19 protein-coding genes and 1 other RNA gene are annotated in these 23,849 nt (G+C 69.7%); 2 read left to right on the top strand and 18 right to left on the bottom strand.

Annotation, left to right across the window (positions count from 1 at the left end; all coding sequences use genetic code 11):
- Positions 1-4: 4 nt before the first annotated feature.
- Together secA and MKP15_RS14915 are read right to left on the bottom strand one after the other, a co-directional pair.
- Positions 5-2,716: a preprotein translocase subunit SecA gene (gene secA / locus MKP15_RS14910; protein WP_240213250.1), complete on the bottom strand. Its 2,712-nt coding sequence runs from the start codon at positions 2,714-2,716 to the stop codon at positions 5-7.
- Between the two features lie 157 nt (positions 2,717-2,873).
- Positions 2,874-3,824, bottom strand: a complete 951-nt coding sequence (locus MKP15_RS14915; protein ID WP_104939593.1) for a M23 family metallopeptidase — start codon at positions 3,822-3,824, stop codon at positions 2,874-2,876.
- 12 nt (positions 3,825-3,836) lie between these two features.
- Between MKP15_RS14915 and MKP15_RS14920 the strand changes: the two genes are divergently transcribed.
- On the top strand, positions 3,837-4,274 hold the full coding sequence (locus tag MKP15_RS14920) for a DciA family protein (protein WP_104939594.1): 438 nt from the start codon (positions 3,837-3,839) through the stop codon (positions 4,272-4,274).
- Between the two features lie 180 nt (positions 4,275-4,454).
- Here the strand turns inward: MKP15_RS14920 and lpxC are convergent, their stop codons facing one another.
- The 14 genes from lpxC to mraZ form a co-directional block, all read right to left on the bottom strand.
- Complete coding sequence (gene lpxC, locus MKP15_RS14925) at positions 4,455-5,366, bottom strand: UDP-3-O-acyl-N-acetylglucosamine deacetylase (RefSeq protein WP_240213251.1); 912 nt, start codon at positions 5,364-5,366, stop codon at positions 4,455-4,457.
- 266 nt (positions 5,367-5,632) lie between these two features.
- The gene (gene ftsZ, locus MKP15_RS14930; protein ID WP_104939595.1) at positions 5,633-6,862 is read right to left on the bottom strand and encodes a cell division protein FtsZ; all 1,230 of its coding nucleotides are present in this window, start codon (positions 6,860-6,862) and stop codon (positions 5,633-5,635) included.
- A 175-nt stretch (positions 6,863-7,037) separates the two neighbouring features.
- Positions 7,038-8,273, bottom strand: coding sequence for a cell division protein FtsA (gene ftsA / locus MKP15_RS14935; protein WP_054667596.1), 1,236 nt, complete (start codon positions 8,271-8,273; stop codon positions 7,038-7,040).
- Positions 8,270-8,998: a cell division protein FtsQ/DivIB gene (locus MKP15_RS14940; protein ID WP_104939596.1), complete on the bottom strand. Its 729-nt coding sequence runs from the start codon at positions 8,996-8,998 to the stop codon at positions 8,270-8,272. Before MKP15_RS14940 ends, ftsA begins: the two co-directional genes overlap by 4 nt.
- A 100-nt stretch (positions 8,999-9,098) precedes the next feature.
- Positions 9,099-10,535: a UDP-N-acetylmuramate--L-alanine ligase gene (murC, locus tag MKP15_RS14945; RefSeq protein WP_240213252.1), complete on the bottom strand. Its 1,437-nt coding sequence runs from the start codon at positions 10,533-10,535 to the stop codon at positions 9,099-9,101.
- Positions 10,536-10,578: 43 nt separating this feature from the next.
- On the bottom strand, positions 10,579-11,706 hold the full coding sequence (gene murG / locus MKP15_RS14950) for an undecaprenyldiphospho-muramoylpentapeptide beta-N-acetylglucosaminyltransferase (protein ID WP_275692595.1): 1,128 nt from the start codon (positions 11,704-11,706) through the stop codon (positions 10,579-10,581).
- The gene (gene ftsW, locus MKP15_RS14955) at positions 11,706-13,013 is read right to left on the bottom strand and encodes a putative lipid II flippase FtsW (protein ID WP_104939599.1); all 1,308 of its coding nucleotides are present in this window, start codon (positions 13,011-13,013) and stop codon (positions 11,706-11,708) included. Before ftsW ends, murG begins: the two co-directional genes overlap by 1 nt.
- Positions 13,013-14,098 (bottom strand): phospho-N-acetylmuramoyl-pentapeptide-transferase, encoded by a 1,086-nt coding sequence (gene mraY, locus MKP15_RS14960; RefSeq protein WP_104939600.1) that lies wholly within the window; start codon positions 14,096-14,098, stop codon positions 13,013-13,015. The genes ftsW and mraY overlap by 1 nt, the downstream gene beginning before the upstream one ends.
- Complete coding sequence (gene murF, locus MKP15_RS14965; protein ID WP_240213253.1) at positions 14,088-15,470, bottom strand: UDP-N-acetylmuramoyl-tripeptide--D-alanyl-D-alanine ligase; 1,383 nt, start codon at positions 15,468-15,470, stop codon at positions 14,088-14,090. The genes mraY and murF overlap by 11 nt, the downstream gene beginning before the upstream one ends.
- On the bottom strand, positions 15,467-17,011 hold the full coding sequence (locus MKP15_RS14970; RefSeq protein ID WP_161613798.1) for a UDP-N-acetylmuramoyl-L-alanyl-D-glutamate--2,6-diaminopimelate ligase: 1,545 nt from the start codon (positions 17,009-17,011) through the stop codon (positions 15,467-15,469). The genes murF and MKP15_RS14970 overlap by 4 nt, the downstream gene beginning before the upstream one ends.
- Positions 17,008-18,867, bottom strand: coding sequence for a penicillin-binding protein 2 (locus MKP15_RS14975; protein WP_104939603.1), 1,860 nt, complete (start codon positions 18,865-18,867; stop codon positions 17,008-17,010). Before MKP15_RS14975 ends, MKP15_RS14970 begins: the two co-directional genes overlap by 4 nt.
- A gap of 115 nt (positions 18,868-18,982) precedes the next feature.
- Positions 18,983-19,246, bottom strand: coding sequence for a cell division protein FtsL (ftsL, locus tag MKP15_RS14980; RefSeq protein WP_054667605.1), 264 nt, complete (start codon positions 19,244-19,246; stop codon positions 18,983-18,985).
- Complete coding sequence (rsmH, locus tag MKP15_RS14985; RefSeq protein ID WP_240213288.1) at positions 19,243-20,229, bottom strand: 16S rRNA (cytosine(1402)-N(4))-methyltransferase RsmH; 987 nt, start codon at positions 20,227-20,229, stop codon at positions 19,243-19,245. Before rsmH ends, ftsL begins: the two co-directional genes overlap by 4 nt.
- A gap of 14 nt (positions 20,230-20,243) precedes the next feature.
- Positions 20,244-20,732 carry a division/cell wall cluster transcriptional repressor MraZ gene (gene mraZ / locus MKP15_RS14990; RefSeq protein ID WP_104939605.1) on the bottom strand — a complete coding sequence of 163 codons (489 nt, stop codon included), beginning with the start codon at positions 20,730-20,732 and terminating at the stop codon, positions 20,244-20,246.
- A gap of 288 nt (positions 20,733-21,020) precedes the next feature.
- On the opposite strand from mraZ, the gene MKP15_RS14995 reads away from it, so the two are divergent.
- Positions 21,021-21,785, top strand: a complete 765-nt coding sequence (locus MKP15_RS14995; RefSeq protein WP_240213254.1) for an NRDE family protein — start codon at positions 21,021-21,023, stop codon at positions 21,783-21,785.
- Between the two features lie 658 nt (positions 21,786-22,443).
- Here MKP15_RS14995 and rnpB read toward each other — a convergent pair.
- An RNA gene (gene rnpB / locus MKP15_RS15000) (RNase P RNA component class A) lies at positions 22,444-22,795 on the bottom strand.
- 177 nt (positions 22,796-22,972) lie between these two features.
- Positions 22,973-23,797 (bottom strand): 16S rRNA (cytidine(1402)-2'-O)-methyltransferase, encoded by an 825-nt coding sequence (gene rsmI, locus MKP15_RS15005; RefSeq protein WP_104940271.1) that lies wholly within the window; start codon positions 23,795-23,797, stop codon positions 22,973-22,975.
- Positions 23,798-23,849: the final 52 nt, after the last annotated feature.

Genomic DNA, 23,849 nt, shown 5'->3' on the forward strand with positions numbered 1-23,849 from the left:
ACTTTCAGTTGAGCTGACCGTGGCAGTGCTTGTACTTCTTGCCGCTGCCGCAGGGGCACGGATCGTTGCGCCCGACCTTGGGCTCGGCGAGCGCGGCCTGCACGTCGGCCGCTTCCTCGTCGGCGCTGTAGCCGCCGTTGTCCTGGTGCTGGAACTGCGACATCTGCAGGCGCGCTTCGGCCTGCTGGCGCTCCAGCGCCTCCATCGCCGCCACTTCCTCCTCGCTGCGGATGCGCACGCGCGAGAGCAGCTGGATCACCTCGCGCTTGACGTTCTCCAGCATCTCGGAGAACAGCTCGAAGGCTTCCTTCTTGTATTCCTGCTTGGGCTGCTTCTGCGCGTAACCGCGCAGGTAGATGCCCTGGCGCAGGTAGTCCATGCGCGCCAGGTGCTCCTTCCAGCTCTGGTCGAGCACGGTCAGCATCACGTGCTTCTCCAGCGCGCGCATGGTTTCGGCGCCGACCGCCGCTTCCTTCTGTTCGAAGTGCTGCTCGATGTGGGCGGCCACGGCCTGGGCGATGCCCTCGGCGTCCAGTTCCTCGTGCTGCCTGAACAGCCCCACCAGGTCCATCTGCACGCCCAGGTCCGACTCCAGCGTGGCCTGCAGGCCCGGCAGGTCCCACTGCTCGTCCACCGAATTCGGCGGCACGAAGCGGGCCACCAGGTCATAGATCACGTCGCCGCGGATGCCGTCGATGTTGTCCTTGACCGACTCGGCGTCGAGCAGCTCGTCGCGCTGGGCGTAGATCACCTTGCGCTGGTCGTTGTTGACGTCGTCGAAGTCCAGCAGGTTCTTGCGGATGTCGAAGTTGTGCGCCTCGACCTTGCGCTGCGCCTTCTCGATCTGGCGGCTGACCAGGCGGTCCTCGATGACGTCGTCTTCCTTCATGCCCATCAGGCGCATGGCCTTCTGCACCCAGTCGGACGCGAAGATGCGCATCAGGTTGTCTTCCAGCGACAGGTAGAAGCGCGAGGAACCCGGGTCGCCCTGGCGGCCGGAGCGGCCACGCAGCTGGTTGTCGATGCGGCGCGATTCATGCCGCTCGGTGCCGACGATGTGCAGGCCGCCGGCGGCCTTGACCGCGTCGTGGCGTTCCTGCCAAGCGGCCTTGACCGCGGCCTTCTGCTCGGCGCTGGCGTCTTCGCCCAGCTCCTGCAGCTCGGTCTCCAGCGAACCGCCAAGCACGATGTCGGTGCCGCGGCCGGCCATGTTGGTGGCGATGGTCACCGAGCCCGGGCGGCCGGCGTTGGCGACGATGGTCGCTTCGCGGTCGTGCTGCTTGGCGTTGAGCACTTCGTGCTTCACGCCCGCCTTGCGCAGGTGCTCGGACAGCATCTCCGAGGTTTCGATCGAGGTGGTGCCGACCAGCACCGGCTGGCCGCGCTTGGCGCATTCCTCGATGTCGGCCAGCACCGCGTTGAACTTGCCCTTGCGGTTGAGGAACACCTGGTCCGGGTGGTCCTTGCGGATGGTCGGCTTGTTGGTCGGAATCACCACCACTTCCAGGCCGTAGATGCTCTGGAATTCGTAGGCTTCGGTGTCGGCCGTACCGGTCATGCCGGACAGCTTCTTGTACATGCGGAACAGGTTCTGGAAGGTGATGCTGGCCAGCGTCTGGTTCTCGCGCTGTACCGGCACCCCTTCCTTGGCTTCCACCGCCTGGTGCAGGCCGTCGGACCAGCGGCGGCCGGCCAGGGTACGGCCGGTGAATTCGTCGACGATCACCACTTCGCCGTCGCGCACGATGTAGTCCACGTCGCGCTGGTAGATCGCATGCGCGCGCAGCGCGGCATTGAGGTGGTGGACCACCGTCAGGTTCTGCGCGGCGTACAGGCCGCCGTCGTTGTCGGCGTCGATGATGCCGGCCTGCCGCAGCAGTTCCTCGGCATGCTCCATGCCCGCTTCGGACAGGTGCACCTGCTTGCCCTTCTCGTCGACCCAGTAGTCGCCCTCGCCCTCTTCGGTCTCCTGCTTGACCAGCTGCGGCACCACGCGGTTGACGCGGATGTACAGCTCCGGCGAATCATCGGCCGGGCCGGAGATGATCAGCGGGGTGCGGGCTTCGTCGATCAGGATCGAGTCGACTTCGTCGACGATCGCGTAGTGCAGGCCGCGCTGGTAGCGGTCGGCGCGGGTCAGCGCCATGTTGTCGCGCAGGTAGTCGAAGCCGAACTCGTTGTTGGTGCCGTAGGTGATGTCGGCGGCGTAGGCCTCGCGCTTGTCGCCATGCGGCATGCCCGGGTAGACCACGCCCACGCTCAGCCCCAGCCAGTTGTACAGCCTGCCCATCTGCGCGGCGTCGCGGCGGGCCAGGTAGTCGTTGACGGTGACCACGTGCACGCCCTTGCCTTCCAGGGCGTTGAGGTAGACCGGCAGGGTGGCGACCAGGGTCTTGCCTTCACCGGTGCGCATTTCGGCGATCTTGCCCAGGTGAAGCACCATGCCGCCGATCAGCTGCACGTCGTAATGGCGCATGCCCAGCACCCGCAGCGAGGCCTCACGGCAGACCGCGAAGGCTTCCGGCAGCACCTTGTCCAGCGCTTCGCCGGCGGCAATGCGCTCGCGGAACTCGGGGGTCTTGGCCTTCAGCTGGTCGTCGGAAAGCTTCTGGATTTCCGGCTCCAAGGCATTGATCTTGGCGACGATACGGTTGAGCTGGCGGAGCTGGCGCTCGTTGCGGCTGCCAAAAACGCGGGTAAGCAGGCTGTTGATCATTGAAGGAACCGGTTTGAATGGAATGCCGTGCGCGGACCCCACCCCAAGCGGGACCAGCCGGGCACAAACGAAACAGGGCGCAATGCGCCCTGTCGATGGCAACACCTATTGTAGCTTGGGGCGGGCGCCTGGCGATTCAAGCGCCCGCAGGCGCCCCTCAGCCACGCCGGACGCGGCCCACCGGGGTGGTGCTGCCGTCGCCCAGGAACTTGCGCGGGTTGACCACGCGCCCGTCCTGCCACACCTCGAAGTGCACGTGCGCGCCGGTGGAACGCCCGGTGGAGCCGGCCTTGGCCACTTCCTGCCCGACCCGGACCAGATCGCCCTCGCGCACGCTCAGCCGCGAATTGTGCGCGTACAGGGTCTTGTAGCCATTGCCGTGGTCGACCTCGACCACGTTGCCGTAGCCGCCCTTGACCCCGGAGAAGCTGACCACGCCCTCGGCCACCGCGGTCACCGGGTCGCCGACGCGGGCGTGGAAGTCCATGCCCTTGTGGGTGGCGGCACCGCGGCCGAACGGATCGGCACGGGTGCCGAAGCCGGAGGTCACGTAGCTGTTGCGGATCGGCATGCGCGAAGGCACCGCGTTCTGCTCCAGCTGGTGGTCGAACAACAGCGATTCGAGCACCGACAACTGCCTGCCTGAAGCAGCAAAGCGCTGCTCCAGCACCTGTAAGTCGCTGTTGACCGCGCTCAGCGGGATATCCTGCGCCGGGCCGGCATCGCCGTCACCCAGGCCGGGCGTCTCGTTGAAATCGAACTCACCGTCCTCGAGCTTGCCCATCTGGGTCAGGCGCTCGCCCAGCGCGTTCAGGCGCGTGGCCTGGGCCTGCAGCTCGCCCAGCCGCGCCGCCAGCGCGTTGACCTGGGTCTGCGCGTCGGCCTGCACCTTGGCAAGTTCGCGCTCCTGGCGTTCGACCTGCGCGCGCAACGCCGCGTCACCGGCCGCGCCGACGCCCAGGGTAAGGCCCACGCCGACCAGGCAACCCAGGCCCATCACGCTGCCCAGCAGGGCCTTTGGCCTATCCTCGAAAAACACCTGCAGGCGCGCCAACGGCGTTTTTGCCTGCTGCCCCCGTGTTTTGATTACGATCTTTTTGAATGCCATCGAAGAATTCTTATGTCTGAGCCGAAATCCAGCGTTCGTTCCCGCAGCGCGCCCAAGCAGGCGCTGGAAGCGGTGATGGCGGACAAAACCGGGAACCCGTTGCGGCGAGCCCTGTGGCTCGATGCGCTGGACCGGCAGTTGCGCCCCCATCTGCCGCCTGCGCTGGGCAACCGTTGCCGGCTGGCCAATGTGGACGGCGAACACCTCGTTTTTCTCGTCGAATCGCCGGTCTGGCACGCCAAGGTGAGGCTTGCCGAAAACCAGTTGCTCGACGCGGCCCGATCCATCGGGCTGAAGGCCACCCGGGTGACCGTCAAGACTGCCACCGCGCCTGCACCCTCCCCGGTGCGAAACGACCAGCGCAGTACTCACGCAGTAACGGCCGCCACGCACAAAGGCCTGCGCGACGCCCTGGCTTGTCTGGCGGATGTGAAGGGCACCCGTTCCTGAATGCGGGTGGCGTTCCTCCACCGCAGGCGGGCATCCCGAAGAACCCCCGCACCAAGCCGGCAGGAATCCTAGCCGCGACTTGCAGTGGAGGCGTTAGTGTTTTGTTAATTAATGGTTAAATTCAGGCCGAAACGGCGCCTGGATTCACATTTTGTCCACGCCTGTCGGCGTGCCACCCATTCAGGCGTAGGCCAACGCCTCGTACACGATCGGGTCGGCGGCGGCCGGCGAATCGAAGCACGCCCACTCCCACGCACTGGCATCGGCCAGCAGGGCACGGACCAGCTTGTTGTTGAGCGCGTGGCCGGATTTGTAGCCTTCGTAGGCGCCCAGCACCGGCCCCCCGGCCAGGTACAGGTCACCGACCGCATCGAGGATCTTGTGGCGCACGAACTCGTCGGCATAGCGCAGGCCGTCGTCGTTGAGCACGCGGAACTCGTCCAGCACGATGGCGTTGTCCATCGAGCCGCCCAGCCCCAGGTTGCGCTCGCGCATGTACTCCAGGTCGCGCATGAAGCCGAAGGTGCGCGCGCGGGAGATTTCCTTGATGTAGGCGGCGGTGGAGAAGTCGATCTCCACCCGCGACTGCCGTGCCGGGATCATCGGGTGGTCGAACTGGATGGTGAAGCCCAGCCGGTAGCCCTCGTGCGGTTCGAAGCGGGCGATCTTGTCGCCGTCGCGCACTTCCACGGTCTTGAGGATGCGCAGGAAGCGCTTGGGCGCCGCCTGCTCGACGATGCCGGCCGACTGCAGCAGGAACACGAACGGGCCCGAGGAACCGTCCATGATCGGCAGCTCGGCCGAGGACAGCTCGACGATGGCATTGTCCACGCCCAGCCCGGCCATGGCCGACATCAGGTGCTCGACGGTCTGGATCTTGGCGCCTTCGCAGGTCAGGCCGGTGCACAGGGTCACTTCGGTGACCAGGTCCGCGCGCGCCGGCACTTCCACCACCGGGTCCAGGTCCACGCGGCGGAACACGATGCCATGGTCGACCGGTGCCGGACGCAGGGTCATGTAGACCTTGTCGCCGCTGTGCAGGCCGACGCCGGTGGCGCGGATCGTGTTCTTGAGGGTGCGCTGCTGGATCATCGGGGTACGTTCTGGAGGGACCGCCCGGAGCGCGGCCATAACCAAACAAGAATAACACGCATCAACATCCGTCCCTGGCGCGTGGCCGGCACGCCTCCTCCGGGGAGGCGAAGCTGCCGCCGGGCCGATCCTGGCCCGGCAGCAACGGACATGGATGCTGCCACCGGGGAGGACAACCCCGGCGTCCACGACAACTCACCGCCTGCCGGTCATGCCGCCCGCCGCAGGCGTCCCATCGGGGACGCCCGGCGCTGGCGACCGGCCGGTCAGTCGGCCTGGCGGCGGAGGAACGCCGGGATGTCCAGGTAGTCGCTCGGCAGTTCCGCCGCGGCCGGTGCGGCCGCCGGGGCCGACGCGGCCACGGTGTCCGAACTCGGGCGGCGCAGGCCCATGCCCAGCGAGCTGCCCACGGCCTTGGCCACGGCATCGGCCGGGCTTTCGTAGTCGCCGCCGAACTCGGCCTGGCCGGTGGTGGCATTGCGCACCAGCTTGATCGGCGCACGCTCGCCCGGGCGCTGCGCGCTCTTGGCCACGGCGCGGTTCAGGCCGGTGGCGACCACGGTCACCCGCACTTCGTCCTGCATGTCCGGGTCGAGCACGGTGCCGACCACCACGGTGGCGTCTTCCGAGGCGAAGCCGTCGATGGTGCGGCCGATCTCGTCGAACTCGCTCATGGTGAAGTCCGGGCCGGCGGTGATGTTGACCAGGATGCCGTTGGCGCCGGCCAGGTTCACGTCGTCCAGCAACGGGTTCTGGATGGCGGCCTCGGCGGCGGCCTGGGCGCGGTCGTCGCCGCGGGCGGTGCCGGTGCCCATCATCGCCAGGCCCATTTCCGACATCACGGTGCGCACGTCGGCGAAGTCGACGTTGATCAGGCCCGGGCGCACGATCAGGTCGGCGATGCCCTGCACCGCGCCCTGCAGCACGTCGTTGGCGGCGCGGAAGGCCTGCACCATGGTGGCGTTGCGGCCGAGCACGGTGATCAGCTTCTCGTTGGGGATGGTGATCAGCGAATCGACGTGCTGGCTCAGTTCCTCGATGCCCTTGAGCGCGACCTGCATGCGGCGGCGGCCCTCGAACGGGAACGGCTTGGTGACCACGGCCACGGTCAGAATGCCCATCTCCTTGGCCAGCTGCGCCACCACCGGCGCGGCGCCGGTGCCGGTGCCGCCGCCCATGCCGGCGGTGATGAACACCATGTCCGCGCCCTGCAGCGCGTCCATGATGCGCTCGCGGTCTTCCAGCGCGGCCTGGCGGCCGACTTCCGGATTGGCGCCGGCGCCAAGACCCTTGGTGACGTTGGTGCCGAGCTGCAGCTGCAGCTTGGCGCCGCAGTTCTTGATCGCCTGCGAATCGGTGTTGGCGGTGATGAACTCGACGCCGTCCACGCTGGAGTTGACCATGTGCGCCACGGCGTTGCCGCCGCCACCGCCCACGCCCACCACCTTGATCACCGCATTGGGTGCCATCTTCTCGATCAGTTCGAAATGTGCCATGTCCATGTCCTCGTTATAACCGCTTCCGTTGGCGTGGCCCCGCAGGCGTCCTGCCCTTGGTCACCGCGCCGCCATTGCGGCAGTTGTCGTTGGAATCCCGCGTGGCCTGCGCCACTACGGGGTACCGCCCTGCTTCAATCACCGGCCAGCGGCCGGCGTTACCGCCCGTTCCGCGTCAGAACTCGCCGCGGAACCAGTTCTTCAATTTGTTGAACAGCGTGCCGGCGCGCCCGGTGGGCAGCGACGGACGCCGCGGGTGTTCGATCTGGCTGCCCATCAGCAGCAGGCCCACGCCGGTGGCGTGCACCGGGTTGCCGACCACCTCGCCCAGCCCGGTGACGTGCTGCGGGATGCCCACGCGCACCGGCATCTGCAGCATTTCCTCGGCCAGTTCGACCACCCCTTCCATCTTCGAGGCGCCGCCGGTGAGCACCATGCCGGCGCGCACCATTTCCTCGAAGCCCGAGCGGCGCAGTTCGGCCTGCACCATCTCGAAGATCTCCTCGTAACGGCCCTGCACCGCCTGCGCCAGCGAGGCGCGCGGCATGCGCCGCGGCGGGCGGTCGCCGACCGACGGCACCTGGATGCTCTCCTCGGCGGTGGCCAGCTGCGCCAGCGCGCAGGCGTAGCGCACCTTGATCTGCTCGGCTTCCGGGGTCGGCGTGCGCAGCATGTGCGCGATGTCGTTGGTGACGTGGTCGCCGGCGATCGGCAGCGAGGCGGTGTGGCAGATCGCGCCCTGCACGAACACCGCGATGTCGGTGGTGCCGGCGCCGATGTCCACCATCACCACGCCGAGCTCGCGCTCGTCGGCGGTCAGCACCGCCACGCTGGAGGCCAGCGAGGACAGCACCAGGTCGTCCACCTGCAGGCCGCAGCGCTGCACGCACTTGCTGATGTTGGCCGCGGCCGACTGCGCGCAGACCACCAGGTGCGCGTGCACCTCCAGGCGCACGCCGGTCATGCCGACCGGGTTGCGGATGCCTTCCTGCGAGTCGTCCAGCACGTATTCGCGCGGGATCGCATGCAGGATCTTCTGGTCGGCCGGGATCGCCACCGCCTTGGCCGCCTCCAGCACCCGGTCCAGGTCGCCCCAGGTCACCTCGCCCTCGCGGATCGGGGTGATGCCCTGCGAATTGCGGCACTGCACGTGGTTGCCGGAGATCGACGCGTAGACCGAGCGGATCTCGCAGCCGGCCATCAGTTCGGCCTCCTCGATCGCGCGCTGGATCGACTGCACCGTCGATTCGATGTCGACCACCACGCCGCGCTTGAGCCCGCGCGATTCATGCGAACCGATGCCGATCACCTCGATCGGGCTGCCCGGCGAATACTCGCCCACCAGCGCCACCACCTTGGAGGTGCCGATGTCGAGGCCGACGATCAGTGATTTGTCACCCTTGCGATTCATGTCCTGTCCTGCGTCTGCTTTGCTGCCGGCGGCGGAGTTCCCCAGCTCAGCGTGAAACCGTTGGTGTAGCGGAGGTCGGCGCGCACGATCGGCACCTGGGTGCGGGTGAACTGGGGCAGCACGCGCACGAAGCGGCCCAGCCGCGAGCGCGCATCGTCGCGGCCGACGATGACTTCGGTGCCGTTGTCCAGCGCCAGCGACCAGCTGCCGCGCGCGTCCATCGCCACCCGCCGCACGTCGATGCCCACCGGTGCGAACAGCGCGCGCGAGTCGTTGTAGAGCTCGACCACCTCGGCGGTCTTGCTGTCCGGGCCATCGAGCTCGGGCAACGGCGCGTTTTCCAGCCCGTGCGGGGTGGCGAACAGCCGCCCCTGTTCGGACAGCAGCCGGTCCTTGCCCCAGCGCGCGAACGGCTTGTGTTCGACCACGCTCACCTCGAGCACGTCGGGCCACTGCTTGCGCACCTGCGCGCTCTCCACCCAGGGCAGCCGCTCCACCGCGTGCTGCGCATCCTGCAGCTTGACCGCGAAGTAGCCGGCGCGGGCATACGGCAGCAGCGCCTTGCGCAGCTCCTCGCCGGGCACGCGCTTGAACTCGCCGTGCACGCGCAGCCGGGTCAACGGCCAGCGCTCGGCGCCGACCCAGCCGTTGAGCACCGCGACCACCGGCAACGCCACCAGGGCGATGGCCAGCAGCCAGGCGAGGATGCGCAGCAACGCGCTCATGCGCGCCCCCCGCCGGTCCTGGCGGTTCCGCGCGACGGCACCGCGCCGCGGCCGTTGCCGGCCACGAGCGGGGTGCGCATCAGCGGAAGCAGGCAGGGCTTCATTCGTCCCGCGCCTCCTGGAAACCGCCGCTGGCGATCTGCTGGGCGACGTGGCCGATGTCGCCGGCGCCCATCATCAGCAGCAGGTCGCCGTCGCGCAGCACGTCCGGCAGCACCGACACCAGGTCGTGCGCATGCCCGACCACCACCGGCTCGCTGCGGCCGCGGGCGCGGATGGCGCGGGCCAGCGACTTCGAATCGGCACCCGGGATCGGCGCCTCGCCGGCCGGGTAGACCTCGCTCAGCACCAGCGCATCGACTTCCGACAGCACCGCGGCGAACGCGTCGAACTGGTCGCGGGTACGGCTGTAGCGGTGCGGCTGGAACGCCACCACCAGCCGCTGCGCGGGCCAGCCACCACGGGCGGCGGCGAACACCGCGGCCAGCTCGCGCGGGTGGTGGCCGTAGTCGTCGATCAACCGCACCCGGGCGCCCTTGGCGGTGGTGACCACGCCCAGGTCGTTGAAGCGGCGGCCCACGCCCTCGAACTTCTCCAGCGCGGCGGCGATCGTTTCCGGCGCCACGCCCAGCTGCCAGCCGATGGCGGCGGCGGCCAGCGCGTTGAGCACGTTGTGGCGGCCCGGCAATGCCAGCGTCACCGGCACGCTGCTGCCTTCGGGCAGGCGCAGGGTGAAGCGCATGCGCGCGCCATCCTGCTCCACGTCCTCGGCGCGCACGTCGGCGTTGCCGCTCATGCCGTAGGTCATGACGTGGCGCGGGGTCTGCGTGGCCAGCGCGGCCACTTCCGGATCGTCGATGCACAGCACCGCCAGCCCGTAGAACGGCAGCCGCTGCAGGAACTCGGCGAACGCCGCCTGCACCCGGGCGAAGTCGTTGCCGTAGTTCTCCAGGTGGTCGGCGTCGATGTTGGTGATCACCGCCACCAGCGGATTCAGCCGCAGGAAGCTGCCGTCGCTCTCGTCGGCTTCGGCCACCAGCCATTGCCCGCCGCCGAGCTTGGCGTTGGCGCCGGCGGCCAGCAGCTGCCCGCCGATCACGAAGGTCGGGTCCAGCCCGCCTTCACTGAGCACCGCGGCGGTCAGCGAGGTGGTGGTGGTCTTGCCGTGGGTGCCGGCCACGGCGATGCCGCGGCGGAAGCGCATCAGCTCGGCCAGCATCGCCGCGCGCGGCATGATCGGGATGCGCTGGCTGCGCGCCTCCATCAGTTCCGGGTTGTCTTCGCGGATGGCACTGGAGACCACCACGCAGTCGGTGCCGAGCACGTTGGCGGCGGAGTGTCCGCGCATCACCCGCGCGCCCAGCCGTGCCAGGCGGCGGGTGGCGGCGTTGTCGGCATTGTCCGAGCCGGAGACTTCATAGCCCAGGGTCAGCATCACCTCGGCGATGCCGCTCATGCCGGTGCCGCCGATGCCGACGAAATGCACCCGCGGGAACGCCCGGACCAGGTCGGTGGTGTCGTGGAGGCGGCGGATCATGCGCGGCCTCCGGCGAGGCGGGCGCGGGTGCGCGGTGCCGTGTTCATGCTGCTTCCTCGAGGATGATGTCGGCGATGCGTTCGGCCGCATCGGCCTTGGCCAGCGCGCGCGCGGCCTGGGCCATCTGCATGCGTCGGGCGGGAGTGGCGGCGAGCGCGCGCAGCACGCCCTCCAGGTGGGTGGCCAGCGCGTCGTCCTGCTTCAGCAGTTCGGCGGCGCCGCGCTCGACCAGGTATTCGGCGTTGCGGGTCTGGTGGTCGTCGACCGCCGCGGCGAACGGCACCAGCACGCTGCCGACGCCCACCGCGCACAGTTCGGCCAGGGTCGACGCGCCGGAACGGCACACCACCAGGTCGGCCCAGGCATAGGCCGCGGCCATGTCCTGGATGAAGGCATCGACGCGGCCGTCGACGCCGGCATCGCGGTAGGACCGGCGCGCCTCGTCGAGCAGCTTTTCGCCGCACTGGTGCCAGACCTCGATGGCGACGCTGCCGGCCAACGCGGCCAGCGCTTTGGGCACCGCGTTGTTGAGCGCGCGCGCCCCCTGGCTGCCGCCCAGCACCAGCACCCGCATCGGGCCGCTGCGGCCGGCCAGGCGCTGCTCCGGCGCCGGCAGCGCGGCGATCTCGGCGCGCACCGGGTTGCCGACGACCTCTTCGCCGCTGGCGAAGCTGCCGGGGAAGCCGGTCAGCAGGCGCCGCGCGAAGCGCGACAGGATGCGGTTGGTCATGCCCGGCGCGCGGTTCTGTTCGTGCACCAGCAACGGCAGCCCGTGCAGGCGCGCCGCCATGCCGCCGGGCCCGGAGGCGAAGCCGCCGAACGCCACCACCGCGCGCGGGTTGCGCTCGCGCAGGATGAAGCCGGCGGCGCGGATCGCGCGCAGCACCCGCAGCGGCGCCGCCAGCAGCGCCAGCTTGCCCTTGCCGCGCAGGCCGGAGATCGCCAGCGTGTCGATGGCGATGCCGTGCTGCGGCACCAGCCGGGTTTCCATCGCGCCCTCGGCGCCGAGCCAGGTCACCGGGATGCCACGCCCGCGCAGCACCCGCGCCACGGCCAGCCCCGGGAAGATGTGCCCGCCGGTGCCACCGGCCATGATCAGCACCGGCCGCGGGGTGCCTTGCGCTGGCGTCGCCGCCTGCGGCTGCGAAGGATGCTGCGAGGGTTGCGTCATCACGCGATCCTCCCGAAGGTCGGTTCGACCCGCTGCTGCATGCGGCTGGTGCCGCGCGCGGCACCGGCCTGCATGGCCGCGGCGATCGCGCTGGCAGTGGCCGGCTCGGCCGGCTGCGCGGCGGCGTCCGCCGGCACGTCGGCCACGTCGGCGTCATCGCGCACTTCCTGGCGGCGCACCGCGCGGTTGTATTCCCACGACACGCGCAGCAGCACGCCGACCGCCACGCAGGTCATCATCACGCTGGAACCGCCGGAGGAGATCAGCGGCAGGGTCAGGCCCTTGGTCGGCAGCATGCCCAGGTTCACGCCGATCGACACGAAGGTCTGCAGGCCGATCCACAGGCCCACGCCGAAGGCGATGTAGCCGGAGAAGTGGCGGCGCATCTCGATGCAGCGCATGCCCAGCCAGAACGCACGGCCGACCAGCAGCGCGTACAGCGCGATGATCGTGCACACGCCGGCGAAGCCCAGCTCCTCGGCGATCACCGAGAAGATGAAGTCGGTATGCGACTCGGGCAGGTAGTTGAGCTTCTGGATGGACGCGCCCAGGCCCACCCCGGTCCATTCGCCGCGGCCGATCGCCATCAGCGCGTTGGACAGCTGGTAGCCCGAACCCAGCTGGTCTTCCCACGGGTCCATGAACGAGGTCACGCGGCGCATGCGGTACGGCTCGAAGATCACCAGCAGCACCAGCGCCGGCAGCATCAGCAGCACCGGCAGCACGATGCGCTTGAGCTGCGCGCCGCCCAGCACCAGCATGCAGGTGGTGATGCCCAGCAGCAGCATCGACGAACCGAAGTCCGGCTGCAGCAACAGCAGCACCACCAGCACGCCGACCACGCCCACCGGCTTGAGCATCGCCTGCCAGGTGGCGTTGACCTCGTCGCGGAAGCGCACCAGGTAGCTGGACAGCCAGATGATGTACAGCACCTTGACCGCCTCGACCGTCTGGAACTTGGACACGCCCAGGTTGATCCAGCGGCGCGCGCCGTTGACGGTGCTGCCCAGGCCGGGCACGAACACCACCACCAGCAGCGCGAAGCAGCCCAGCAGCAGCAGGTGGTTGTACTTCTCGACGTCGCGCAGCTCGACCCGCATCGCCACCGCCGCCAGCGCCACGCCGATGCCGATGAACACCAGGTGCCGGGTCAGGTAGTAGAACGGGCTCTGGGTGAGCGCGATGGAGCTGGAGGCGACCATCACGATGCCCAGCGACGCCAGCGCCACGGCCGCGCCCAGCAGCCACTTGTCGTAGTGGCCGCCGATCGCTTCGAGCCGGGTTGCCTGGCGCGCGGTATCGTCCATCAGCGCACCTTCAGCGTCGCCAGGCCGATCAGCACCAGCACCACCGAGATGATCCAGAAGCGCACGATCACCCGCGGCTCGGGCCAGCCCTTGAGTTCGAAGTGGTGGTGGATCGGCGCCATCCGGAACACGCGCTTGCCGGTCAGCTTGAAGCTGGCCACCTGGATCATCACCGACAGCGTCTCGATCACGAACACGCCACCCATCACCACCAGCACCAGCTCCTGGCGCACGATCACCGCGATGGTGCCCAGCACCGCGCCCAGCGCCAGCGCGCCGACGTCACCCATGAACACCATGGCCGGGTAGGTGTTGAACCACAGGAAACCGAGCCCGGCGCCGGCGATCGCCGCGCAGATGATGACCAGCTCGCCCGCCCCGGGGATCTGCGGGATCTGCAGGTAGCTGGAGAACACCGCGTTGCCCGAGGCGTAGGCGAACACGCCCAGCGCGCAGGCGACCAGCACGGTCGGCATGATCGCCAGCCCGTCCAGGCCGTCGGTCAGGTTGACCGCGTTGGAGAAGCCGACGATCCAGAAGTAGGCGATGGCGACGAAGCTGATACCGGCCAGCGGCAGCGCGATGGCCTTGAACATCGGGATGTACAGGGTCAGCGCCGCCGGCACGTCGGCGGTATGGAACAGGAACAGGCCGGCGCCGAGGCCGAAGATCGACTGCAGCAGGTATTTCCAGCGCGACTTCAGGCCGTTGGGGTCGCGCCTGGCGATCTTGATCCAGTCGTCGTACCAGCCGATGGCGCCGAAACACAGCATCACCGCCATCACCAGCCACACGTAGCGGTTGCGCAGGTCGCCCCACAGCAGCACCGACAGCAGCACCGACAGCAGGATCAGGCCGCCGCCCATGGTCGGGGTACCGGCCTTGGAGAAGTGCGACTGCGGGCCGTCCTTGCGGATCGGCTGCCCGCCCTTGAGCTGCGCCAGGCGGCGGATCGCCGCCGGCCCCAGCCACAGCGACAGGCCGAGCGCGGTCAGCGCGGCGAGGATGCCGCGGAAGGTGAGGTAGTTGAACAACCGGAACAGGTCGTCCAGCTGCTGCAGCCAACGGGCCAGTTCAAGCAACATGCGGTGTGTCCTCGCCACGCTTGAGCAGCGCGGTCACGATCTTGTCCATGGCGCTGCCGCGCGAGCCCTTGACCAGGCACCGCACGCCAGCATGAAGGTCGGTTTCCAGCGCCGCGGCGAGCGCGGCGTGGCTGTCGAAATGGCGCCCGCCCTCGCCGAACGCGGCGGCGGCGGCGGCGCTCAGCGGCCCCAGCGCATACAGCCGCTTGAGCCCGGCTTCGCGCGCGCGGCGGCCGGCCTGCGCATGCAGCGCCTCGGCATCGGGGCCGAGCTCGCGCATGTCGCCCAGCACCAGCCAGGCGTCTTCCTTGCCGGCGGCCAGCGCGGCGATCGCCGCGGCCAGCGAGCCCGGGTTGGCGTTGTAGCTGTCGTCGACCAGCACCGCGCCGCCGGGCAGCACATGCGCGACCTGGCGGCCAGCCACCGGGCGCGCCTGCGCCAGGCCCTCGGCCACCCGCGGCAGGGCGATGCCGGCGGCCAGCGCCAGCGATGCGGCGGCCAGCGCATTGAGCACGTTGTGCCGGCCCGGCAGCTGCAGCGCCACCTCGGCCTCGCCCTGCGGCGCGTGCAGGCGGAAACGCGAACCGGCTTCGGCCAGCACGATGGCGCTGGCGGTGACGTCGGCGCTGGCCTCCAGGCCGAAGCGGAGCACGCGATGGGCGCCGGCACGCTCGGCGAAGAACGGTGCGAACGCGTCGTCGGCGTTGACCACGGCCACCCCGCCTTCGCGCAGGTCGTCGTAGACCGCCGCCTTGGTGTTGGCGATCTCCAGCAGGCTGCCCATGCGCTCCAGGTGCGCGGGCGCGACGTTGTTGACCAGTGCCACGTCCGGCGCGGCGATAGCGGTCAGGTAGGCGATGTCGCCCGGCTTGCCGGTGCCCATCTCGTAGATCGCGAAATCGGCGTCTTCCGGCGCGTCGATCACCGCCAGCGGCATGCCGATCTCGTTGTTGCGGTTGCCCGGGGTGGCGTAGACCTGGCGGCCCTCGACCATCGCCACGTGCTGCAGGATGGCCAGCAGCAGGGTCTTGACGCTGGTCTTGCCGTTGCTGCCGGTGATGGCGAACACGCGGGTGCCGCGGTCGCGCTGCATCGCGGTGGCGATCCGGGCCAGCGCGCGTTCGGCGTCGGCGACCACCACCTGCGGCACGTCCAGCGGCAGCAGGCGCTCGACCAGCAGTGCGCTGGCGCCGTTGTCCACGGCGCTGGCGGCGAAATCATGGCCGTCGAAGCGCTCGCCGCGCAGGGCCAGGTACAGGCTGCCCGGCGCCAGCGTGCGGCTGTCGTTGCCGATGGCGTCGATGCTCGCATCCTCGCCATGCAGTTCGCCGCCGGCCCAGTGCGCGATCAGCGACAACGGGGTGCGCTTCATCGGGCACCTCCCGCGGTCTGGCCGTCGTTGGAGCCGTGCGTGGCGCGCACGCCCTGGCGGCGGTTGGCCAGCGCGCGCGAGGCGACGTCGGTGTCGTCGAATGGATGCTTGATGCCTGCGATCTCCTGGTAGGGCTCGTGCCCCTTGCCGGCGACCAGCACGATGTCGCCGGGGCCGGCCTGGGCGATGGCCGCGCCGATGGCGCGCGCACGGTCGCGCTGTACGTGTATTTCGGTGGGCCGGCGCGCCGCTTCGGCGTGCGCGGCGAAGCCGGCCATGATGTCGGCGACGATGCCGTCGCCATCCTCGCCGCGCGGGTTGTCGTCGGTGACGAACACCACGTCGGCATGGGCCTGGGCGATGGCCGCCATTTGCGGACGCTTGCCGGTATCGCGCTCGCCACCGCAGCCGAACACGCACAGCAGGCGGCCGTCGAGGTGGCCGTGCAGGCTGCGCAGCGCCTGCTCCAGCGCATCTGGGGTGTGCGCGTAATCGATGACCACGGTCGGCTCGCCCTGCCCGCCGAGGCGGTTCATGCGGCCGCGGATCGGCTGCAGCCGGCCGAGCACGCCGGCGATGGTCGCCGCCGGCTGGCCCAGCGCGTGCAGCGCGCCGGCCACCGCCAGCAGGTTGTCGACGTTGAAGCGGCCCAGCAGCGGCGAGCGCAGCGGGTGGCGCTCGCCGCCGATCACCAGGTCGAAGCCGATGCCCTGCCCGTCCAGCACCAGGGCCTCGGCACGGACCGTGGCGCCGGCCTGCCCGGTCGAGCTCACGCCGATGGCGCGCACGCCACTGGCGAGCGTGCCGACCAGTTCGCGGCCGAACGCGTCATCCAGGTTGATGACCGCCGCCTTCAGCCCGTCGCGGTGGAACAGCCGCGCCTTGGCCGCGCCGTAGCTGGCCATGTCGCCGTGGTAGTCCAGATGGTCGCGGGTGAGATTGGTGAACACCGCCACGTCGTAATGCACGGCATCGACGCGGCCCTGGTCCAGCGCATGCGAGCTGACTTCCATCGCCACCGCCTGCGCGCCCTGGTCGCGCAGCCGCGCCAGTACTTCATGCATCTGCAGCACCAGCGGCGTGGTGAAGCCAGTCGGCACCACGTCGCCGTACAGGCCGACGCCGAGCGTGCCGATGCTGCCGCTGCGGATGCCCAGCAGGTGCCAGGCCTGCGACAGCAGCTGCACGGTCGAGGTCTTGCCGTTGGTGCCGGTCACGCCGACCATGGTCATCGCGCGCGACGGGTGGCCGTGGAACTGGTCGGCCATCGCGCCCATGCGCCGGCGCAGGCCGGGCACGGCGATGGCATCGGCCGGTGCCGGCAGTTCCGCCGGCGCCGGCGGGTCGAACAGGATGGCGCTGGCGCCGGCGGCCCGGGCCTGCTCGACGAAGCCCAGCCCATGCGCGCCGAAACCGGCGATGGCGACGAAGGCATCGCCGGGGCGCACCTGGCGCGAGTCCAGCACCAGCCCGCCGATCTGCGGATCACGGGCCAGGGCCAGGTCGGGCAGCAGCTGCGAAAGCGGCATCGTGCGGCTCACTGGCGCACCTCCGGCGTGGCCGGCTGCGGCGCGGTGGCGGTGGGAATGGCGGCGTTGAACTCGGCGTCGATGTTGGGCTCGGCCGGGTCCTGCGGCACCGGCAGCATCGCCGGGTTGTGGAGCGGGTTGCCACCGACCTTGCCCGCGGCCTGTGCCGCCAGCCACGACTGGATGTCGTCCGGCGGCACGTCCATCAGCCGCAGGGTGCCCTCCATCACGTGGTGGAACACCGGCGCGGACACCAGGCCGCCGTACTGCAGCCTGCCGCGCGGGTCGTTGACCACGATCACCGCGGCGAAGCGCGGGTTGGTGGCCGGCACCACGCCGGCGAACAGCAGGTTGTAGTGGCCGCGTTCGTAGCCGTTGGGGCCGTTCTTGCGCGCGGTACCGGTCTTGCCGGCAACGTGGTAACCCAGGATCGCCGCCTGCTTAGCACCGCCCTGGGTCACCACCGTCTCCATCATCCGCACCACTTCCTGCGCGACCGCCGGTTCGATCACCTGGCGCGCTTCGTTGTGCTGGCCCTTGACGAAGGTCGGCTGGATCACGCGGCCGCCGTTGGCCAGCGCCGAGTAGGCCTGCGCGATCTGCAGCGGCGTCACCGACAGGCCGTAGCCGTAGGACATGGTGGTCTTGGTGGTGCCGTACCAGCCCGGGCTGCCCGGCGACGGCACCACGCCGGCCGATTCGCCCGGGAAGCCGCTGTGCGGCGCCACGCCGTAACCGAAGGCGCGCACCGCGTCGTAGAAGGTCTGGTCCGGCAGCCGCGCCACGATCTTGGCCGCGCCGATGTTGGAGCTGCGGGTGATCACCCCGGTGACGTTGAGCACGCCGTTGTTGCGCGGCACGTCGCGGATCGTATAGCGCCCCAGCGACAGGTAGCCGGGGTTGGTGTCGATGATGGTGTCCGGGGTGACCACGCGGTGCTGCAGCGCGGTGGCGATGGTCAGCGGCTTCATCGTCGAACCCGGCTCGACCAGATCGGTCACGGCGCGGTTGCGGCGCGCATCCGGGGTCGCCCCGCTGACCGAGTTCGGGTTGTAGGTCGGCAGGTTGGCCATGGCCAGGATCTCGCCGGTGGCCACGTCCATGATCACGATGGAACCGCCGGCGGCTTCATTGGCGGTGACCGCGTTGCGCAGCTCGCGCATGGCCAGGAACTGGATGCGCCGGTCGATGCTGAGGGTCAGGTCCTTGCCGGGCTCGGCGGCGCGCACCAGGTCGATGCTCTCCACGATCGCGCCCTTGCGGTCGCGGATCACCTTCTTGGCGCCGGGCTTGCCGCGCAGCCATTCGTCGAACGCCAGCTCCAGCCCTTCCTGGCCGTGGTCGTCGATGTTGGTGAAGCCCAGCACGTGGGCCATCGCCTCGCCCTGCGGGTAATAGCGGCGGAACTCGCGCTGCGCGAACACGCCGGGAATCTTCAGCGCGACGATCTGCTCGGCCACGTCCGGGTTCATGCGCCGGCGCAGGTACATGAACTCCTTGTCGGCCTTCTGCGTGAGCTTGGCGGTCAGCTCGTCCACCGGCAGCGACAGCGCCTGCGCCAGCTCGGGGATGCGCCCGGGCGCGCGCAGCAGCTCCTGCGGGTTGACCCAGATCGAGGCGACCGGGGTGGACACCGCCACCGGCTCGCCATTTCGGTCGGTGATCATGCCGCGCGAGGTGGCGATGGGCACTTCGCGCAGGTAACGCGCTTCGCCCTGGCGCTGGTAGAAATCGCTGTTGACCAGCTGCACGTAAGCGGCGCGGCCGACCAGGGTCACCGCACACAGGCCCAGGCCCGCGCCGACCATCAGCATGCGGCTGCGCAGGTTGAACTGGCTGCGGTTGCGGTTGCGGCGGGGGGCGTTCATCGCGCACCCCTGGCCGCCATGGATGGCGGGAATGCCGGTTTTGCAGGGGCACAAACCAGCCCCGCGCCACCCTGCGGGCGGCGTCGCCATGCGCAACGGGTGTCCTGGCGCGTGCTCATGGCCGCACCACCACGATGTCACCGGCTTCCGGGAACTTCATGCCCAGGCGCCCGCGCGCCTCCTGGTCCACGCGGGTGGCCTGGGCCAGGGTGGCCTGCTCCAGCTGCAGGCGGCCGAATTCGATATTGAGTTCGTCGCGCGCGTGCTCCAGCCGCGACAGCTCCACGAACAGCTGGCGATGGCGGTGGCGCATGAACACCACGCCGATCGCCGAGGCGATCGTGCAGGCCAGCAGCACCACCAGCAGCAGCCGGCTCATGCGGTGCCTCCGGCGGTGGCCGGCGCGCGCTTTTCCGCCACCCGCAGCACCGCGCTGCGCGCGCGCGGATTGGCCGCCAGCTCGTCGTCCGCGGCCTTGATGGCGCCACCGACCAGGTCCAGGGTCGGCACGAACGCCTGCACTTCCGGCAGCCGGCGGTTGCTCGGCGGCGCCTTGGCGTGGCGGTTCATGAACTGCTTGACGATGCGGTCTTCCAGCGAATGGAAGCTGATCACCGCCAGCCGGCCACCGGGCTTGAGCCGCGCCAGCGCCGCGTCCAGCCCGGCCTCCAGGTCGGCCAGCTCGCGGTTGATGTGGATGCGGATGGCCTGGAAGCTGCGCGTGGCCGGGTGGATCTTGTCCTTGCCGCGCGGCATCACCGACGCGATCAGCTCGGCCAGTTCGGCGGTGCGCGCGAACGGCTGCCTGGCGCTGCGGTACTGGACGATGGCGCGGGCGATGCGGCGGCTCTGCCGCTCCTCGCCATAGGTCCACAGCACGTCGGCGATCTCGCGCTCCTCGGCGCGGTTGAGCCACTGCGCCGCGCTTTCGCCCGCGTCCGGGTCCATGCGCATGTCCAGCGGACCGTCCTTGCCGAAACTGAAACCGCGCTCGGCCACGTCCAGCTGCGGCGAGGACACGCCCAGGTCGAACAGCACGCCATCTAGGCCGGCAGCGGTCTCGCTCCAGCCCAGCAGGTCGGCGAAGCTGCCGCGATGGATCGCCACGCGCGGGTCCGGCGCGAAATCGCGCTCGGCCACGGCGATGGCTTCCGGATCCTTGTCCATCACCAGCAGGCGGCCATGCGCGCCGAGCTGGCGCAGCACGCCGCCGGCGTGGCCGCCACGGCCGAACGTGCCGTCCAGATAGGTACCGTCCTCGATCACCCTCAGGCCCTGCAGGACCTGGGTGTACAGCACCGGCAGGTGAGCCGCCGGCGGCTGCGACACCGGAGGGTGACCGGCCTGCGCTTGACCGCGCACCCGGGCACCCCGGCTCACAACTTCAGATCGAGCAGCCCATCGCCCAGATCCTCGTCAGACAACGTCTGCTGGATCAGTGCGCGATGCGCTTGCTCGCTCCATAGTTCGAACTTGTCGCCCATGCCCATCAGCACCGCCTTCTTCTCGATGCCGACCGCGTTGCGGTGGCTCGACGGCAGGCTGATGCGGCCATTGCCATCCAGTTCCAGATGGGCGGCCGAGCCGACAAGTTTCTGCTGCAGGGTGCGCACCACGCGCTGGGTGTTGGGCTTGGCCATCACGTCGTCGCGCACCCGCTCCCACTCCTGCTCGGCGTACAGCCACAGGCACCCGGCTTCGAACGGGTTGTAGGTCAGCACCAGGCGGTTGCCGCTGGCACGCGCGACCAGGTCGCGGTAGGCGGTGGGCACCGCCATGCGTCCCTTGTCGTCAACCGTGATGGCCGTCTCGCCTTGAAACACGCCGTCTCTACCTTCAGTGCCTGATGTCGCCTGGGCGGTCATTGAACCACGGAAAACCACAAAAAACCCGGTTTTCCCTCGGATGACCACCTTAGCAGCGGGCGAAGGCTTGTCAACAACTTTTAGCGGGCAAAATCGTCATTCGCATCAAGGGCTTGCGCCGATCTTTAGAGACTTGTTCAAACTTTATCCACAAGTTGCTGTTTCGTCTCAAATTTTGAGATTTCAAGGAAATTCAGTCGTGTGGAAGCCGCGTGAAAACGCCGCCCGGGCAGCCCCACCATTCAGCGCGCCGTGGCCGCGACCCGCGCAGGCAGGCACACTGGCGCCATGTGCCTGGTCGCGCTCGCCTGGAATTCCCACCCCCGCTGGCGCCTGTTCATGGCAGGCAACCGCGACGAGTTCCACACCCGCCCAAGCGCGGCACTGGCGCGCTGGCCGGCGCCGCACGAGGACGTGGTCGCCGGCCGCGACCTGCGCTCGGGCGGCACCTGGATGGGCATCGGCGGCAACGGCCGCGTTGCGGTGATCACCAATGTGCGCGACCCCGGCGCCGCCAGCGGCGGACCATCGCGCGGCGCCCTGGTGGCCGACTATCTGGCCGGCGCCGGCCCCTCCGCGGCCGGGCAGGTCGAGCGGCTGGCGGCCCAGGCCGGCGACTACGCGCCGTTCAACCTGCTGCTGGCCGACGCCGACGGCTGCCACTACCTGGGCAACCACCCGCCGGCACGGCAGACCCTGGCACCGGGCGTGCACGGCATGTCCAACGGCGCGCTCGACGCGCCGTGGCCGAAAACCCGGCGCCTGGCGGCCGCGCTGGGGGACTGGCTGGGACGGGACGACCCGCCGCTGGACGACCTGTGGGCCGCGCTCGCCGACGAATGGCGCCCGGACGACGCCGAACTGCCGGCGACCGGCATCGCCCTGCCGCTGGAGCGCCAGCTGTCGGCCGCCTTCATCCGCGGCCAGGACTACGGCACCCGCGCCAGCACCGTGATCGCGATCGACCACGACGGCCACGGCTACATCGCCGAACGCCGCTTCGGCCCGCAAGGCGTGTTCCTGGGCCACAGCCGGCTGGATATCACGCCCTGACCACACCGCCGCACGCGTATCGCCCCACGCACCCGCCCCGCTGCGACGCGGGCAAGCCATGCCTTCGAAGCAACGCCCCCATCATGACCAGCGCAAGAATCAGGCCGCTTCAACACCTGCCCGACGCCACGCGAAGCGAGCGAAGCCATGCCACCGGAGCAGCAGCTCCACACCACGACCAGCGCAAGGACCAGCCCGCTTCTACACCTGCCAGACGCGACGCGAAGCGAGCAAAGCCATGCCACCGGCGCAGCGACTCCAGACCACGACCAGCGCAAGGACCAGCCCGCCCCTACGCCTGCCCGACGCGACGCGAAGCGAGCAAAGCCATGCCACCGGAGCAGCAGCTCCAGACCACGACCAGCACAAGGATCAGCCCGCTTCTACGCCGGCCGAACGCGATGCGAAGCGAGCAAAGCCATGCAACCGCAGCAGCGGCTCCACACCACGACCAGCGCAAGGATCAGACCGCTCCTACGCCTGCCAGACGCGATGCGAAGCGAGCAAAGCCATGCAACCGGAGCCACAGCCCCCTTTAGTAAAGGGGGCGCGCCGACAGGCGCGGGGTTGTGGAGGGCAAAGGGCCCGGGGCCCACAGTTTTGTACCGCCTCCGCGGTACAAAACTGTGGGGCTTTTCCCGCCAGCAGGCGGGAAAAGCGGCGGAGCCGGCCTGTAAGCCGGGTTCTGTCGTGGACAGTCATTCTTCTAGGCGCCACGTCACCGTGACGCTCGAGCAACCTACCCGGACCCGACGCGGGCCACGCCATTAGGTCCCTATTTGGTCTTGCTCCAGGTGGGGTTTGCCGTGCCGGTCCGTTACCGGACTCGCGGTGCGCTCTTACCGCACCATTTCACCCTTACCGGCCTCCCGAAGGAGACGTAGGCGGTATCTTTCTGTTGCACTTTCCGTCGGCTCGCGCCGCCCAGGCGTTACCTGGCACCTTGCCCTGTGGAGCCCGGACTTTCCTCGGCGTTCCCGAAGGAACGACGCGACTGTCCGGCCGACTCCGCCGCGCGCATTGTACGTGCTGGCGGCAGCGCTGCGGGCATTACCGCGAAAGTCCGCCGGACAGACTTCAGGTCCCGGCATGCGCGGCCTGTCGCCGCGGCGACTGCCCCGGCCCCGGGCAGCAGGCGGCGCCCCACCCGCGCCCGGCCATGTCCGCGCCCGTGCCAGGGCGCGGCATCAACCGCCGTACAGCAGCTTGCGCGGCGCGCCGCTCAGTTCGGCGGCGAGCTTGGCCGCGGTGGACGGCGGCAGGTGTTCCTTGAGCCGGGCATGCAGCCGGCGGCCTTCGGCGATCTTCGCCGCTTCGTCGTCGGCCGCGCCCTGCACCATCACCACGAACTCGCCCTTGCGCTGGTTGTCGTCGGCGTCGACCGCCGCGCGCAGCTGCGCCAGGGTGCCGTCGAGCACGGTTTCGAACAGCTTGGTCAGTTCGCGCGCGACCACCGCCGGGCGTTCATCGCCGAACGCGGCGGCCATGTCGGCCAGCGATTCGGCGATGCGGTGCGAGGATTCGTAGAACACCAGGGTGCCGGTTTCACCGGCCAGGCGCTGCAGGCGTTCGCGCCGGGCCGCGGCCTTGGCCGGCAGGAAGCCCTCGAACACGAACCGGTCGCTGGGCAGGCCGGCCACGCTCAAGGCGGCGATCGCCGCGCAGGCGCCGGGCACCGGGCTGACCTTCACCCCGGCCGCACGCGCCGCGCGCACCAGGCGGAAGCCGGGGTCGCTGACCAGCGGGGTACCGGCGTCGCTCACCACCGCCATCGATTCACCGCCGAGCAGGCGCGCCACCACGCGCTCGGCCATCGCCTCCTCGTTGTGGTCGTGCAGCGCCACCAGCGGCCGGCTGATGCCGAAGTGCGAGAGCAGCTGACCGGTATGGCGCGTGTCCTCGGCGCAGATCGCGGCCACCGACCGCAGTACCTCCTGCGCGCGCGGACTCAGGTCGGCAAGGTTGCCGATCGGGGTGGCGACAACGTACAGGGTGGCGGGGGCGGCGGGCATCATCGGCTTTTCCATGGGCAAGGGTAGAATCCTACCGTGTCACCCACCCGGC

It is taken from the genome of Stenotrophomonas sp. Y6 (genome assembly GCF_022436665.1).
Classification (GTDB): domain Bacteria; phylum Pseudomonadota; class Gammaproteobacteria; order Xanthomonadales; family Xanthomonadaceae; genus Stenotrophomonas; species Stenotrophomonas acidaminiphila_A.

Coding starts and splice junctions, on each gene's coding strand:
- MKP15_RS14975 (WP_104939603.1), bottom strand. CDS start 18,867: ATGAACGCCCCCCGCCGCAACCGCAACCGCAGCCAGTTCAACCTGCGC.
- rsmI (WP_104940271.1), bottom strand. CDS start 23,797: ATGCCCGCCGCCCCCGCCACCCTGTACGTTGTCGCCACCCCGATCGGC.
- lpxC (WP_240213251.1), bottom strand. CDS start 5,366: ATGATCCAGCAGCGCACCCTCAAGAACACGATCCGCGCCACCGGCGTC.
- mraY (WP_104939600.1), bottom strand. CDS start 14,098: ATGTTGCTTGAACTGGCCCGTTGGCTGCAGCAGCTGGACGACCTGTTC.
- ftsW (WP_104939599.1), bottom strand. CDS start 13,013: ATGGACGATACCGCGCGCCAGGCAACCCGGCTCGAAGCGATCGGCGGC.
- mraZ (WP_104939605.1), bottom strand. CDS start 20,732: ATGACCGCCCAGGCGACATCAGGCACTGAAGGTAGAGACGGCGTGTTT.
- secA (WP_240213250.1), bottom strand. CDS start 2,716: ATGATCAACAGCCTGCTTACCCGCGTTTTTGGCAGCCGCAACGAGCGC.
- MKP15_RS14915 (WP_104939593.1), bottom strand. CDS start 3,824: ATGGCATTCAAAAAGATCGTAATCAAAACACGGGGGCAGCAGGCAAAA.
- ftsA (WP_054667596.1), bottom strand. CDS start 8,273: ATGAATCGCAAGGGTGACAAATCACTGATCGTCGGCCTCGACATCGGC.
- ftsL (WP_054667605.1), bottom strand. CDS start 19,246: ATGAGCCGGCTGCTGCTGGTGGTGCTGCTGGCCTGCACGATCGCCTCG.
- murC (WP_240213252.1), bottom strand. CDS start 10,535: ATGATCCGCCGCCTCCACGACACCACCGACCTGGTCCGGGCGTTCCCG.
- murG (WP_275692595.1), bottom strand. CDS start 11,706: ATGACGCAACCCTCGCAGCATCCTTCGCAGCCGCAGGCGGCGACGCCA.
- MKP15_RS14940 (WP_104939596.1), bottom strand. CDS start 8,998: ATGAGCGCGTTGCTGCGCATCCTCGCCTGGCTGCTGGCCATCGCCCTG.
- ftsZ (WP_104939595.1), bottom strand. CDS start 6,862: ATGGCACATTTCGAACTGATCGAGAAGATGGCACCCAATGCGGTGATC.
- MKP15_RS14995 (WP_240213254.1), top strand. CDS start 21,021: ATGTGCCTGGTCGCGCTCGCCTGGAATTCCCACCCCCGCTGGCGCCTG.
- murF (WP_240213253.1), bottom strand. CDS start 15,470: ATGAAGCGCACCCCGTTGTCGCTGATCGCGCACTGGGCCGGCGGCGAA.
- MKP15_RS14920 (WP_104939594.1), top strand. CDS start 3,837: ATGTCTGAGCCGAAATCCAGCGTTCGTTCCCGCAGCGCGCCCAAGCAG.